Source organism: Streptomyces kanamyceticus, assembly GCF_008704495.1.
In the GTDB taxonomy this organism is placed as follows: Bacteria; Actinomycetota; Actinomycetes; order Streptomycetales; family Streptomycetaceae; genus Streptomyces; species Streptomyces kanamyceticus.
The window spans coordinates 8,499,363-8,513,692 of the sequence record NZ_CP023699.1 but is presented as its reverse complement, the minus strand read 5'-3'; the positions used below and the strand labels follow the sequence as shown (position 1 = coordinate 8,513,692).

Below are 14,330 nucleotides of genomic sequence, written 5' to 3'. Positions count from 1 at the left end.
AAGACGCGGCCCGACGGGCCGCCAGGTAGTGAGAGTTGAGATATGACCGGCACGCGGAAACAGGCTGATCAGAACAGTGGCCCCGACGGGCGAGCCCGGGAGCGGCAGCCGAAGGGAGCCGCCGGATCCGTCCAGTCCGTGGACCGCGCGGTGAGCGTCCTGGAGATCCTCGCGCGGCTCGGCGAGGCCGGAGTCACCGACATCGCCGACGAGTTGGGCGTGCACAAGTCGACGGCCTTCCGGCTCCTCGGGGTGCTGGAGAACCGCGGGCTCGTCGGTCAGGCCAAGGACCGCGGCAAGTACTTCCTGGGCGCGGGCGTACTCCGTCTGGCGGGGGCGGCGGCAGTGCGCATGGACATCTCCCAGGAGGGCGGCCCGGTCTGCCGGGAGCTCGCCGACGAGCTGGGCGAGACGGTCAACATCGCGGTCCTGGACGACGACGCCGCGGTCAACATCATGCAGGCGCGCGGCCCGGCGTCGGTGACCGCGCAGAACTGGCTGGGCAGACGCACCCCGCTGCACGCCACCTCCAGCGGCAAGGTGCTCCTCGCGCATCTGCCGACCACGCTGCGCGAGGGCCTGATAGCGCGCACGCTGCCGCGGCTCACCGAGCACACGGTGACGGGAACGGTGGCGCTGCGCGGCGATCTTGAGACCGTCGTGGAACTTGGATTCGCCGTCGCCGTCGAGGAGTTGGAGGTCGGTCTGGCCGCCGTCGCCGCGCCCGTGCGGGGGCACGACGGCAAGGTGATCGGGGCGCTCAGCGCGTCGGGGCCGGTGTACCGGCTGACCGAGGACCGGCTGACCGAGCTCGCCAAGCGCACGGTCGCGGCGGCCGTGGAGCTCTCCCGGCGGATGGGGTACGGCTTCTGACCGGGCGCGGATCCGAACGAGGGCGGGGCCGGGAATTCCCGGCCCCGCCCTCGTTCGTGTCGACCCCACCCTCGTTCGTGTCTGCCGTGTTTCCGTGCGCCCCCGGGTTTTGCGAAGGGTTAACTCCGCCCCCTTGACGGCCTCTTGATGGCGTTCCCACTATGTCTCTCATAGCGCAACCGATCGTGCAGTACGCAACAACGCCATCGCGCCGTACGCATCACGCCGTCGTGCCGTACGCACCACACCGTCGTGCCGTGCGCAACAGCAGAGGAGCCTGGCCGTGCCACACGAGGTCCGTGCCGTCGTGGCCCTGAAGAGGGGCGCACCCGTCGAGGTGCAGACGATCGTCGTGCCAGATCCCGGACCGGGAGAGGTACTGGTATCCGTGCAGGCCTGCGGGGTCTGCCACACGGATCTGCATTACAGGGAGGGCGCGATCAACGACGACTTCCCGTTCCTGCTCGGCCATGAGGCGGCGGGCACCGTCGACGCGGTCGGCGCGGACGTCGTCGACCTCAGGCCGGGCGACTACGTGATCCTCGCCTGGCGCGCGCCCTGCGGAGCCTGCCGCTCCTGTCTGCGCGGCCGCCCCTGGTACTGCTTCGACTCGCGCAACGCCCAGCAGCCCATGACGCTCACGGACGGCACCCCGCTGAGCCCGGCCCTCGGCATCGGCGCCTTCGCCGAGAAGACACTGGTCGCCGCGGGGCAGGCGGTGAAGGTCGACCCGGCCGCAAGGCCCGAGGCCGCCGGTCTGATCGGCTGCGGCGTGATGGCCGGGTACGGGGCCGCGGTGAACACCGGTGGGGTCGGCCGCGGCGACACGGTGGCGGTCATCGGCTGCGGCGGCGTCGGCAACGCGGCGATCGCCGGGGCCTCGCTGGCCGGAGCCCGCCGCGTCATCGCCGTCGACATCGACGACGCGAAGCTCGACGGGGCGACGCGGTTCGGCGCCACCCACACGGTCAACTCGCGCGGCACAGAGCCGGTCGAGGCGGTCCGCGAACTCACCGGCGGTTTCGGGGTCGACGTCGCCATCGACGCGGTCGGCATCCCCGCGACCTACAAGCAGGCCTTCTACATGCGTGACCACGCGGGCGTGCTCGTCCAGGTCGGTGTGCCGGACCCGGAGGCGGCGATCGACCTGCCGCTGATCGACCTGTTCTCGCGCGGCGGCGCGCTCAAGTCGTCCTGGTACGGGGACTGTCTGCCGACGCGGGACTTCCCGATCCTCGTCGACCAGTACCTCACCCGCCGTCTCGACCTCGGCGGTTTCGTCTCCGAGACGATCTCCCTCGAACAGGTCGAGGAGGCGTTCGCCCGGATGCACCGGGGCGAGGTGCTGCGCTCGGTGGTGGTCCTGTGAGCGCCGCGCCGCACGGACCGCGCGTGGTCGTCATCGGCGCGGGCATCGTCGGGTGCTCCCTCGCCGACGAACTCACCGCACGCGGCTGGACCGACGTGACCGTACTGGAGCAGGGGCCGCTGCCCGCGCCCGGCGGATCCACCTCGCACGCACCGGGTCTGGTGTTCCGCACGGGGCCTTCGAAGACCCTCACCGCGTTCGCGTCGTACACCGTCGAGAAGTTCGCCTCTCTTGAGGCGGACGGACTCTCCTGCTTCAACGCCGTCGGCGGCCTTGAGATCGCCACGACGCCCGAGCGCTGGGCGGATCTGCACCGCAAGGCGGGCTTCGCCGCGTCCTGGGGCATCGGCGACGCCGAACTGATCCCGCCCGAGCGGTGCAAGGAGCTGTGGCCGCTGATCGACGAGTCCCGGCTGTACGGCGGTCTGTACACGCCGAAGGACGGTCTGGCCCGCGCGCTGCCCGCCTGTCGCGCGCAGATGGAGCGGGCACGCACGCGTGGAGCACGTTTTCTCGACCGGCACACCGTGACGGGCATCGAGCGGGAAGGCGGTGACGGCGGCCGCGTCACCGCCGTCGTCACCGACCGCGGCACCTTCCCCGCCGATCACGTGGTCTCGGCGGCGGGCTTCTGGGGCCCGGTGATCGGCCGGATGGCCGGGGTCGACGTACCCCTCCTCCCGCTCGCCCACCAGTACGCGAGGACGCGGGCGCTGCCCGAACTCGCGGGCCTCAACGACCCCCGTACGGAGGCGTCGAGGCCGATCCTCCGCTTCCAGGACAGGGACCTGTACTTCCGTGAGCACGTCGATCGCATCGGCATCGGCTCGTACGCACACCGGCCGCTGCCCGTCGACCCGTTCACGGTCCCGGCGTACGACGACTCCGTGGAGATGCCGTCCTCGTACCCCTTCACCGAGGAGGACTTCGCGCCCAGTTGGGAGGACTGCCGCCTGCTGGTCCCCGCGCTTAGGGGCACGGAGATCGAAGAGGGCTTCAACGGCGTCTTCTCCTTCACGCCCGACGGCATGCCCGTGCTCGGCGAATCCCGTGCGCTGCGCGGTTTCTGGCTGGCCGAGGCCGTGTGGGTCACGCACTCCGCGGGCGTGGCCAAGGCGGTCGCCGAGTGGATGGTCGACGGGCGGCCCTCGCTCGACGTGCACGACTGCGACCTGACGCGGTTCGAGGACGCGCAGCGCACCCCGGCCTACGTCGCCGAGCGTGGCGCACAGCAGTTCGTCGAGGTGTACGACGTCATCCACCCGCTGCAGCCCCTGGACTCGCCGAGGCCGCTGCGGGTCAGCCCCTTTTACGCGCGTCAGCGGGAGCTGGGAGCCGTCTTCCTGGAGGGCGGCGGCTGGGAGCGTCCGCACTGGTACGAGGCCAACGCCCCGCTGGCCGAGGGCATCGAGCTACCGGAACGTGACGCCTGGTCGGCCCGCCACTGGTCGCCGATCGCGGCAGCCGAGGCACGCGCCACGCGCGAGCGGGTCGCCCTGTACGACATGACGCCGCTGCGCCGCCTGGAGGTCACGGGCCCCGGGGCCCTCGCCTTCCTCCAGCGCATGACCACCAACAACCTCGCCAAGCGGCCAGGTTCGGTCACCTACACCCTGCTCCTCGACGAGGCGGGCGGCATCCGCTCCGACCTGACCGTGGCCCGGCTCGCGCCCGACCGCTTCCAGGTCGGCGCCAACTCCCCCGCCGACCTCGACTGGCTCCTGCGGCACGCGCCACACGACGTACACATCGGCGACATCACGCCCGGCACCTGCTGTGTCGGCGTCTGGGGCCCGCTGGCCCGCGCGCTCGTGCAGCCGCTCACCCGCGACGACTTCTCGCACGAGGCGTTCGGCTACTTCAAGGCCCGGGAGACCGCCATCGGGCACGTACCGGTGACGGCGATGCGTCTGTCGTACGTCGGTGAACTGGGCTGGGAGCTGTACACCACCGCCGATCTGGGGCTGCGGCTCTGGGACACGCTGTGGGAGGCGGGGCGCGAGCACGGCGTGATCGCGGCGGGTCGGTCCGCGTTCAACAGCCTGCGCCTGGAGAAGGGTTACCGGGCCTGGGGCCACGACATGACGGCCGAACACGACCCCTACGAAGCGGGCGTCGGCTTCGCCGTCCGCATGGAGAAGGGCGATTTCGTCGGCCGCGCCGCGCTGGAGGCACGCGGGGCGCCCACCCGGCGGCTCACCGCGCTGCTCCTCGACGACCCGTCCGCCGTCGTCCTCGGCAAAGAGCCCGTCTACGTAGACGGCGTTCCGGCCGGATACGTCACCAGTGCCGCTTACGGCTACACGCTGGGGCGCTGTGTCGCGTACGCCTGGCTGCCCGTTCTGGACACCGGGACCGGCGTGCACATCGAGTACTTCGGGGAGAAGGTGCCCGCGACGGTCTACGACGAGCCGCTGTTCGACCCGAAGATGACCCGCATCCGCCGCTAAGCGCTCCGCGGGAAATACGGTCCACATCTGCGGGCGCGCCGTGGCTGGTCGCGCAGTTCCCCGCGCCCCTTCGGGGCGCACCCGAACCGCACCGAACTTCCACAAGGCCGCTCAACCGCCCGACATTCCGGAGGAATCCCGTGCCACCCACGTACGACGTCATCGTCATCGGTCTCGGCGGCATGGGGAGTGCCGCCGCCCACCACCTGTCCTCGCGCGGCGCCCGCGTGCTCGGTCTGGAGAGGTTCGGCCCGGTGCACAACCGCGGCTCCAGTCACGGCGGTTCGCGCGTCACCCGGCAGTCCTACTTCGAGGATCCCGCGTACGTACCCCTGCTGCTGCGCGCCTACGAGCTCTACGACCGCCTCGAAAAGGACACCGGGCGCGAGGTCGCCACGCTCTGCGGCGGCGTGATGCTGGGCCGCCCCGAGAGCCGCACCGTGTCCGGATCACGGCGCTCCGCCGAGCAGTGGGACCTGCCCCACGAGATGCTCGACGCCAAGGAGATCCGCCGCCGCTTTCCCACGCTGACGCCGCGCGACGACGAGGTGGCGCTGTACGAGGCGCGGGCGGGTCTGGTCCGTCCGGAGAACACCGTGGCGGCCCACCTCCAGCTGGCCACCCAGCGGGGCGCCGACCTGCACTTCGAGGAGCCCATGACGCGGTGGGAGCCCTACCGCGACGGCGTCAGGGTGCACACCGCGGAGGACACCTACACCGCCGGCCAGTTGGTGATCTGCCCGGGCGCCTGGGCGCCGGGCCTGCTGACCGACCTCGGGGTGCCGTTCACCATCGAGCGGCAGGTCATGTACTGGTTCGAACCGACCGGTGGAGTGCGCCCGTTCGAGCCGGAGAACCACCCGATCTACATCTGGGAGGACGCCGACGGCGTGCAGGTCTACGGCTTCCCCGCCATCGACGGTCCCGGCCTCGGCGCGAAGGTCGCCTTCTTCCGCAAGGGCACGGTCTGCACTCCGGAGAACATCGAGCGGACGGTGCACGACCACGAGGTGACCGCGATGGCCGACCAGGCGGGACGGCTGATCCCGGCCCTGCCCGGCCGCTTCCTGAAGGCCGCGACCTGCATGTACTCCAACAGCCCCGACGAGCACTTCGTCATCGCGCGGCATCCGGCCCACCCCGGCTCGGTCACCGTCGCGGCCGGATTCTCGGGGCACGGCTTCAAGTTCGTGCCCGTGGTCGGCGAGATCGTCGCCGATCTGGCACTGCACGGCTACACCGATCACCCCATCGGGCTCTTCGACCCCAGCCGCCTCGCCGCCGCACCCGCTGCCGCCGCCCCCGCTTGAGGAGTACGACCGTGCCGACGACCCCGGTCCCTTCGAGTCTCATCACGACTCTGCCAGGCCGTTACTACACCGACCCGGAGATCTTCCGGCAGGAGCAGGAACGCGTCTTCGAAGCCCTGTGGTGCTGCGCGGTGCGCGCCGCCGACCTCGACGAGCCGGGGGCGTTCCGCACCGTGACCATCGGCAGGGAGAGCGTCCTGATCACCCGCTCGCGCACCGGCGAGCTGCGCGCCTTCCTCAACGTCTGCAGGCACCGCGGCGCCCGCCTGTGCACGGAGGAGTCCGGACAGGTCAGGCGCGCCCTGCAATGCCCGTACCACGCCTGGACGTACGACCTGGACGGGAGGCTGATCGCGGCGCCCAACCTGGTGAAGATGCCGGACGTGGACCGCGCCGCGTACGGCCTGGTGAAGGTGGCCCTGCGGGAGTGGCTCGGCTATGCCTGGGTGTGTCTGGCCGACGAACCGCCCTCCTTCGAGGAGACCGTGATCGGCGCGGCGGCCGAACGTCTCGGCGACCCGGCGTCCATCGAGCGCTACGGCACCGAGGGACTCGCGCTCGGCAAGCGCCTCACCTACGACGTACGCGCCAACTGGAAGCTGATCGTCGAGAACTTCATGGAGTGCTACCACTGCGCGACCATCCACCCCGAACTCACCGACGTCCTGCCGGAGTTCGCGGACGGCTTCGCCGCGCAGTACTACGTAGGGCACGGTGCCGCGTTCGGCGACGAGGTGGGCGGCTTCACCGTCGACGGCAGCGCGGGCTTCGGGCGGCTGCCCGCGGTCTCGCAGGACCAGGACCGGCGCTACTACGCGGTCACCGTCAAGCCGACCGTGTTCATCAACCTCGTCCCCGACCACGTGATCCTGCACCGCATGTTCCCGCTGGCCGAGGACCGCACGGTCGTCGAGTGCGACTGGCTGTACGCACCCGACGTCGTCGCCTCCGGAGCCGATCTGTCGAAGTCCGTGGAGCTCTTCCACCGGGTCAACATCCAGGACTTCGCGGCCTGCGAGCGCACCCAGCCCGCGATGGCGTCACGCGCCTACCGCGCGGGCGGCGTGCTGGTGCCCACCGAGCACCACATCGGCCTGTTCCACGAGTGGCTGACCAAACGGCTCGCCGCCTGACGACAACGGCCCACTACGGAGTGACCGGATCCGGGCGCTTGTACATCCGTGTCGCGGTGATCTCGCCGTGCACCGTCTCGCCGCCCGGGTCCTGCTGCGGCAGGCCGGGACGCAGGTGCTCCTCGACGCTGATGTACTTCAGCCCCGCCCGCAGGTCCGCGTCGTTGCGCAACCGGATGACCAGCGGGAACTCCGCGAGCGCCGTCGTGTCGAACAGCCCCGTCGTATAGAGCAGCTGCACGCCGAGCGCGTCCGAGACGGCGCGCTGGAGCTCCAGGAGGTACGTCGCGTTGGCGCGGCCGATGGGGTTGTCGAGGAAGAGCGTGCCCGCGTGCCGGTGCTTGTCGCGGCCGCGGTCGTTGCTGCGCAGGGCGGCCATCGTGCAGTACAGGGCGATGGCCGCGGTGAGCAGCTGGCCGCCCGAGAACACGTCGCCCATCTGCCCGACGGGGACGCGCTCGGCGCGCAGCACGGCGTCCGGCTTGAGGATCTCCACGGCGATGCCGCGCGGCTCCAGGGCGGCCTGGACTCCGCGCAGCAGCAGGGACATGCCGTCGCGCCGCATGTCGGAGTTCTTCTTGACGGCGGCGCGGGTGGCCTCGTCGACGACCTCGCCGAGGCGCTCGACGAGCGTCGTCTGGTCGGGCTCCTCGAAGCGGACGCGCAGGAACTCCTGGCCCGACCACTCCCCCAGGCCCTCCGGAAGGCGGGACAGGCGCTGGGCGGAGCGCAGGGTGGCGAGGGCGGACTCGACGAGGCCGCGCAGCCGGTCGACGATGCTGTCGCGGTTGCGCTCCAACTGCTCCAGCTCGTCCGTCAGGACGCGCAGCCGGGGCGCGAAGGCGTCCGCCCACTTCTTGGCGTGTTCGGGCAGCGCGGACGCGGGCAGCTCGCGGATCTGCTGGCGGGCGGGGGTGCGCACCTGCTCGTACCGGGTCGCGTTCGCATGGCGTACGAGGATGTCGCTGGCCTCGCGGACGGCGGCCTCCGCGGCGGACAGGTCGGCGGCGCAGCCGCGCAGGGAGCGGCGGGCCTCGGCGGCGGAGTGGCGGGCCTCTTCGAGGGTGCCGGGGAACGCCTCGACGGCTTCCTCGGCCTCTTCGCCCTGGTGCTCGCGCAGCAGGTCCCGCAGCAGCGCGGCGGTCTCGTCGAAGCCACCGGCCGCGTCCTCCGTGGTGCGGTGGGTGTGCAGCAGCGCCGCGTGCGCTTCCTTGGCGCGGCTCAACGCCTCGGTGTGCGCGGCCAGTTCACCGGTCGCGGTGCGCAGCAGCACCTGGGCCTGCTCGGCGTCCGAGGGGATGCGGTCGTCGGGCAGCTCGGTGTGGGCCTCGCCGTCCTCGGGCGCGTGCCGCTCGGCCTCGCCGCGCAGGCGGCCGAGCTGCTCGCTCGCGGTGGCCGAGCGGGCCTCGATCAGCTGGACCTGGGCCTCCGCGCGCGCGGCGGCGGCCTGCCGGGAGGGGCCGTCGGATCCGTCGGTGCCTTCGAGGAGCAGGGCGGCACGGGTACGGACCTTGTTGCTGAGCCGGTCCAGCTCGGCGAGGGCGGCGCTCTCGTCGCTCTCGGCACGGGCCTGCTCGGCGCGCAGGTCGGCGCCGACACCGACCTTCTCGTAGAGCTGCGACGCCGCGCGGTAGGCCTCCCGCAGGGCGGGCAGCGACGTCTTGGCGGGCTCCGTCTCCTGCGACACGTCCTCGGGGGCACCGGCGATCTCGGCGCGCTCGGCGCGCAGGGCGCGCGCGGTGCGGCGGGCGTCGTCGGCGGCGCGCTGGGCGGCGCGGCGGTCCTCGTCGGCGGCGCGGGCGCGGTCCAGGCAGGTCTGGGCGCGGGCCTCCGACTCGACGGCGTCGTCGGCCAGTTCGCGCAGTTTGACCTGCCAGCCCGCCCGCTCGCGGAGCCGGTAGGCGAGGCCCGCGAGGGCGTCGGCGGAGCGCCTGGCGCGCTGGGCGGCCTCCTGCCGCTCGTCACGCACGCGTACCGCGTCGCCCGCGGTCTCGTCGGCCTCCGCGCGGGCCGTGCGGCACTCGGCGAGCTCGGCCTCGGCCTCCTCGGCGAAGGCGCGGGCCGCCTCCGCGGCGGTGGCGAGCTCCGCGAGGCGGCCGCTCGGGCAGCCCGAGCGCCAGGAGGCGAGGCGCGCGGCCAGCTCGCGGTCCTTGGCGAGCCGGACGGCGAGCGTCCTGATCTCCTCGTCGCGCCGGGCGGCCCGCGCGCGCAGCGCCTGGCGCTCCTCGTCGGCGGCGTGCTCGTCGTGCATGGCCGGGTTCGGCGGTACGAGGAAGACGCCGCTGTCGGCGGCCTGTTCGCCCGGCGTGGGGGCGAGGAGGGCGGCGGCGGTGCCCACGGCGACGGCGGAGCGGGGCAGCAGCGCGGCGTCGGCGAGCGCGGCACGGGCGCGTGCGTGGGTGTCGGGGTCGGTGATGACGACGCCGTCGACGAGCTCGGGCCTCGCGGCGAGCACGCGCGCGTGGTCGGCGGGGTCGACGGCCTGGGCCAGATAGCGCCAGCCGGGCAGCGCGGGGATGCCGTGCTCGCCGAGGAACTCGACGGTGGCCAGGACGTCGGGTCCTGGCGGCAGGAGACCGCCGTCGCCGAGGGCACCGAGGATGCGGGAGTCGTCGGCGGCCGCGGTGCGCAGGTCGAAGAGGCTGCGCTCGGCGGCCGCGACACCGTCGTCGAGCAGGGTGCGCAGCTCGTCGGCGGAGCGGTCGAGCTCCGCTACGGAGAAGGCACTCCGGCGCTCGTCGGGCGTTCCCTGTCGGGGTCCCGGCACCGCGCCTTCGGACTCGCCGCCCGGCAGCCCGAGCAGCTCGGCGATCCTTTCGTCGTCGGCGATGGACTCCGCGGCGCGGCGCTCCGCGTCGTGGGCGCCCTCCGCCGCGGTCGCGGCGTCCGACGCGCGGGCCGCGGTCAGCTCGGCGCGGGCCTCGGCGGCGGCCGCCTCCTTGGCCTGCTCGGTGGCGCGGCGGGCCGCCTCACGGGCGGTGTCCCACGCGGCGACCGTGGTCTTCTCCGCGTCGCTCGCGGCGAGCGCGGCACGGGCCGGGTCGGCGTCGGGCGCGGTGTCGTCGAGCCAGCCCGCGCGGACCGCCTCCGCGGTCTCCTGCTCGACCTCGGTCAGGCGCTGGCGCAGGTGGCCGACCTCGCTGCGGGCGCGCTGCGCCTCGGTGGCGGCCGCGGTGGCGTCGCGGTGTGCGGCCTCGCCGGTCTCCTGGAGGGCCGCGGAGCGCTCCTCCTCTTCGTTGGCGAGGTTCTCGGCGCCTTCGGCGGCCGTGTGCAGGACCCGGACCAGGTCGGACGCGGCCTTGGCGCGGGCGGCGAGCGCGGGAGCCGCGTCGCGCTCGGCCTCGCGGATGGCGACGGCCACGCGCGCGGAGCGGTCGGCGGCGGCGCGGTGCCGCAGGACGGCCTCCGCGGCCTGCCAGGCGGCGTGCAGGGTGCGCGCCTCGACGAGCTCGCGGCGCTGGGCGGCCGCGGCCTTCTCGGCGACGGTGAGTGCCAGGGAGGCGTGCCGGTAGGCCAGTTCGGCGGAGATCAGGGCGCTCTTGCCGCGCGCCTGCTCGGCGGCGGTGACGGTGTGCGCGGCGGCGGTGACCTGCTCGGCGAGCTCGGCGGCGCGGCCCCGCTCCTCGACGCCGCGGGCGGAGAGCCTGCGGGCCAGGGTGCGGGTGCGCCGTTCGGCGCCCGTGTGCACGTCACGCGCGCGTGCCCGGATCTCGGCGGAGTCCACGATGCGGCCCAGGAGATCGACGGAGCCCGCCGTGAAGTCCCGCTCGGCCATGAGCTCGGCACGTCGGCCCAGCTTGTTGCCGAAGCCGTGGACGAGGTCGGCGAGGCCGTCGGTGTCCCGGGTGTCCGTGACGGCGCGCAGCAGCAGGTCGGTGAAGTCGGAGTCCTTCTTGACCGCGAAGAGACCCGCGGCCTCGCCCTCGTCGGCGTTCATCTCCCGCTGGTAGCGGAAGAGTTCGGGGTCGAGACCCAGGTCGCCCAGGTGTTCGTTCCAGCGGTCGTGGATCTCTTCCCAGTGCATTTCGAGGTGGGGGTAGGCCTTGACCGCCTCGGTCAGGGCGTCCCGGAACCCCTTCATGGTGCGGCGCCGTCCCTGCGCGCCGGACGCGCCCTCCGCCGAAGGCCGTACGGCGGTGGACTCGGCGACCGGCAGCGAGTCCAGGCTCAGGCCGGGGCCAGGACGGAAGGAGTACCAGGCCTCGGCGAACTTCCGCGGGTCGTTGGAGACCTGGCGGCCGCGCCATTCGCTGACCTTGCCGACCACGACGCACTCGCCTGTGAGGGTGTGCTGCCACTCCAGGGCGACATGGCCGCAGTCGTCGGCGAGCAGGAACTTGCGCAGCACTCCGGAGCTGGCGCCGCCGAGGGTGTTGCGGTGGCCCGGCAGCATCACCGAGAAGATCAGCTTGAGCAGGACGGACTTGCCGCCGCCGTTCTCCAGGAAGAGCACGCCCGCGGGCGCGGGGCGGCGCGGCGGTCCTACCGGCTCGTCCTCGAAGAACTCCGCCTGGGTGGGCGCGGGGTCGGGCACCTCGGCGCCCACTCCGCGCAGGTCGAGCACGGTGTCGGCGTAGCGCGCACCGGCCGGACCGATGGAGTAGAGGCGGACCCGGGACAGCTCGTACATGGCGGCGGACTCTCGTCGTAAGTCGTGCGGGACGGCAGGAAGGTGGGGGCGGCGGTGACGTCGGGGGTGTGCGGCGGTGACGTCAGGAGTGGAAGGGCAGGCCCGCGTCGGCGGCCAGCTCCAGGTCGTCGGGGTCTTCGGGGGGCAGCAGGGTCGCCGAGCCGTCGGTGACCGGCACGACGCCCAGTTCGAGCAGTTCGGCCATGGCCGCGCCGCCCGCCATGTCGCGCACCTGGAGCTGATAGCGGGCCGTGGTGCGGTACGTCCCTCCGGAGTCGTCGCCCGTCCGCTGCAGGAACCCGGAGTCGGTGAGGAACGCGGCGGCCTTGCCGACGATGCCGGTGGTGGAGCCCGCGAGCCTGCGGGCGTCCTTGGTGGCGCCGGTGGAGCTGCGCCGAGCCCAGATCCGCCAGGCTGCTTCGAGGCCCGGCGCATCGGTGGCCGGGTCGGTGTTCTGGCCCTGCTCCTCGGCGCGCTCCTCCAGGCGGTGGCAGGCCTGGCGGACGAACGCGTCGACTCCGTTGACCGTGACGCGGCCGATGTACCCGTCGTCGGCGAGGTCCTCGGGGCGCGGGAAGGCCATCGCGGCGACGGCGAGGTGCGCGAGGCCGTGCAGGAAGCGGTCGGTGGAGTCGGCGGCGGTGCGGCGCGCGTAGTCGCCCATGCGGACGGCGAAGACGGAGTCCTCGGCGGCGGTCACGGCCATCCCCGCGCGCGGGGACACCTCCAGGACGACGAGCCCGAGCCCGGCGGCGACGGCGTCGGCGAGCCGCGCGAAGGGCGGGTCCTCGCGGTAGCGGCGGAGCAGTTCGCCGTACTCCTGGTCGCGGGCGGGCTGGAGCTTGGGCTGCAGTCCGAAGGCGACGAGCCGGGCCGCGTCGGCGGCGTCGGCCGGGGTGACGGGCGCGGTGGCGGCGGGTGCCGCCGTGGACTCCGGCTCGCCCCACGCGGCGTGCTCTGCGGGGTGGTCGGTCACGGCGTGTGCTCCTTGCTGGGGTGGTGCGTCGAGGGGTGGGACATGGTCACGCCGCCTCCGTCCGGTCGGCGGCCATGCCGACGGCGTCCAGGAGGGCCGTGCCGACGATGAGGTCGGCGCCGCCGAACTCCTGGTCGTCGAGCGGGGTGCCGTCGTCCACGGCGAAGAGCAGCTTCTCCTCGCCCTGGCGGTAGGCGGTGCCGACCGGCGGGCTGGCCGCGTGCACCGCAAGGAGGGCGACGAGATAGGGCAGTTCGCGGTCGCGGAGGCGGGCGTCCGCGAGGAGTCCGGAGAGGCGGCGCGGCGCGTCGGCGGGCAGGTCGAGCAGCTCCATGGCGCTCGCGAGCTGCTCCTCGCTGAAGCGGCTGTCGTCCGGAGTGGCGATCAGGTCGGGCTCGGGCATCTCGGCGCCGAGGTGCTCGCGCTCGACCGGCGGCGTGAGCAGTATGTCGACGAGGTCGCCGACGCGTACGGACACGGGGGTGCGCAGGCCGGTGCCGCGCGCGAAGAAGGCGTCCGTCACGCGGATCGCCTGTTCGGCGGGGAGCGGCAGGATCGGCGCGACGAGCTGGCCGTAGAGATCGAGGCCCGCGCGCGCGGTGGGCGTGGCGAACGCCTGCCGGTCCTGCTCGGCGCGGAACAGCGGGCCCGCTTCGAGGAGGCGGGACTGGAGCTGGGTGTGGCGGCGGATGCAGTCCTTGACGATGTCGACCAGCTCGGCGGCGCGCCGCTTCTGTTCGGGGTCCTCGGACTCGTCGCGGGCCTTGCGGATGTTGGTCAGGATCGCGTTCTCGTGGCGGTACCGGTCGGCCACGTGGTCCAGGGCCTCGGCGATCATGTCGGGGACGGCCTGGAGCCAGTCCACCGCGCGGACGTTGCGCCGGGTCGCGTCGAGGGCCTTGCGCAGCGTTTCCGAGTACTGCACGGTGCGGTAGCGGGCCTGCTCGGCGGCGAGCTGGGCGTCGGCCAGCCTGCCGCGGCGGATCAGCACCTCCAGCTTCACCTCGGCGGCGATCTGCGCGCTGGTGACGTCGGTGTCGAGGGCGCCCACCAGGACGTTGACCGCCTCGTCGGTCGTGCGCAGATAGACACCGCCGCCGTACCCCGCGACCTCTTCGAGGAGCTTGAAGTCGTAGTCCCTGCGGACATATGTCCCATCAGGGGCGAAGGTGCCGTACACCGCGCGGAAACCGCGGTCCACGGAGCCCACGTTGATCAGGTTCTCCAGGACCCAGCGGGCCACCCGCTCGTGCTCCGCGGCCGGGCGCCGGGGGGCCTGGGCGGCCACGCGCGGGAGCAGCCTGGCGACGATCTGCTCGTGGTCGGCGCCGGTGTCGAAGTCCATGTTGAGCGTGACGAGGTCGATGGCGGACAGCGCCACCTCCGCCATCGCGTACCCCGAGTACTCACCGGCGAGGTTGGCCTTGCGCACGTCGAGGTCGTGCAGCGGAGCCGTGCAGGCGAGGGCGCGCAGGCGGCGCGCCAGGCCCTCGTCGGCGGCCGGGCCCAGAGCGGGCCTCGGCCCCGCGCTGAGCTGGGGCGGAGCGGTGTCCGTAACGGCAGGCGAAGTCACGGTGCACAGACTAGGT

At 73.2% G+C, this 14,330-nt stretch carries 8 protein-coding genes; 5 read left to right on the top strand and 3 right to left on the bottom strand.

What is annotated here, in order from left to right:
* The first annotated feature begins 42 nt into the window (after nucleotides 1-42).
* The 5 genes from CP970_RS37010 to CP970_RS36990 all read left to right on the top strand — a co-directional run bounded on the left by CP970_RS37010 (nucleotide 43) and on the right by CP970_RS36990 (nucleotide 7,135).
* Nucleotides 43-873 carry an IclR family transcriptional regulator gene (locus CP970_RS37010; protein WP_224058915.1) on the top strand — a complete coding sequence of 277 codons (831 nt, stop codon included), beginning with the start codon at nucleotides 43-45 and terminating at the stop codon, nucleotides 871-873.
* Nucleotides 874-1,156: 283 nt separating this feature from the next.
* Nucleotides 1,157-2,242: an S-(hydroxymethyl)mycothiol dehydrogenase gene (locus tag CP970_RS37005; protein ID WP_055553582.1), complete on the top strand. Its 1,086-nt coding sequence runs from the start codon at nucleotides 1,157-1,159 to the stop codon at nucleotides 2,240-2,242.
* Nucleotides 2,239-4,692 (top strand): GcvT family protein, encoded by a 2,454-nt coding sequence (locus tag CP970_RS37000; RefSeq protein WP_055553580.1) that lies wholly within the window; start codon nucleotides 2,239-2,241, stop codon nucleotides 4,690-4,692. Before CP970_RS37005 ends, CP970_RS37000 begins: the two co-directional genes overlap by 4 nt.
* A gap of 140 nt (nucleotides 4,693-4,832) precedes the next feature.
* On the top strand, nucleotides 4,833-6,002 hold the full coding sequence (gene solA / locus CP970_RS36995) for an N-methyl-L-tryptophan oxidase (RefSeq protein WP_055553577.1): 1,170 nt from the start codon (nucleotides 4,833-4,835) through the stop codon (nucleotides 6,000-6,002).
* An 11-nt stretch (nucleotides 6,003-6,013) separates the two neighbouring features.
* Nucleotides 6,014-7,135 (top strand): aromatic ring-hydroxylating oxygenase subunit alpha, encoded by a 1,122-nt coding sequence (locus CP970_RS36990; protein WP_224058913.1) that lies wholly within the window; start codon nucleotides 6,014-6,016, stop codon nucleotides 7,133-7,135.
* A gap of 13 nt (nucleotides 7,136-7,148) precedes the next feature.
* On the opposite strand, the gene CP970_RS36985 is transcribed toward CP970_RS36990, so the two are convergent.
* The 3 genes from CP970_RS36985 to CP970_RS36975 all read right to left on the bottom strand — a co-directional run bounded on the left by CP970_RS36985 (nucleotide 7,149) and on the right by CP970_RS36975 (nucleotide 14,314).
* A complete protein-coding gene (locus CP970_RS36985; protein ID WP_055553573.1) occupies nucleotides 7,149-11,765 on the bottom strand; it encodes a hypothetical protein in 4,617 nt (1,538 codons plus the stop codon).
* A gap of 82 nt (nucleotides 11,766-11,847) precedes the next feature.
* Entirely contained in the window at nucleotides 11,848-12,741 is an 894-nt protein-coding gene (locus tag CP970_RS36980; protein WP_055553571.1) for a hypothetical protein, read from the bottom strand.
* A 46-nt stretch (nucleotides 12,742-12,787) separates the two neighbouring features.
* Nucleotides 12,788-14,314 (bottom strand): hypothetical protein, encoded by a 1,527-nt coding sequence (locus CP970_RS36975; protein ID WP_055553569.1) that lies wholly within the window; start codon nucleotides 14,312-14,314, stop codon nucleotides 12,788-12,790.
* Between the last annotated feature and the right edge of the window lie 16 nt (nucleotides 14,315-14,330).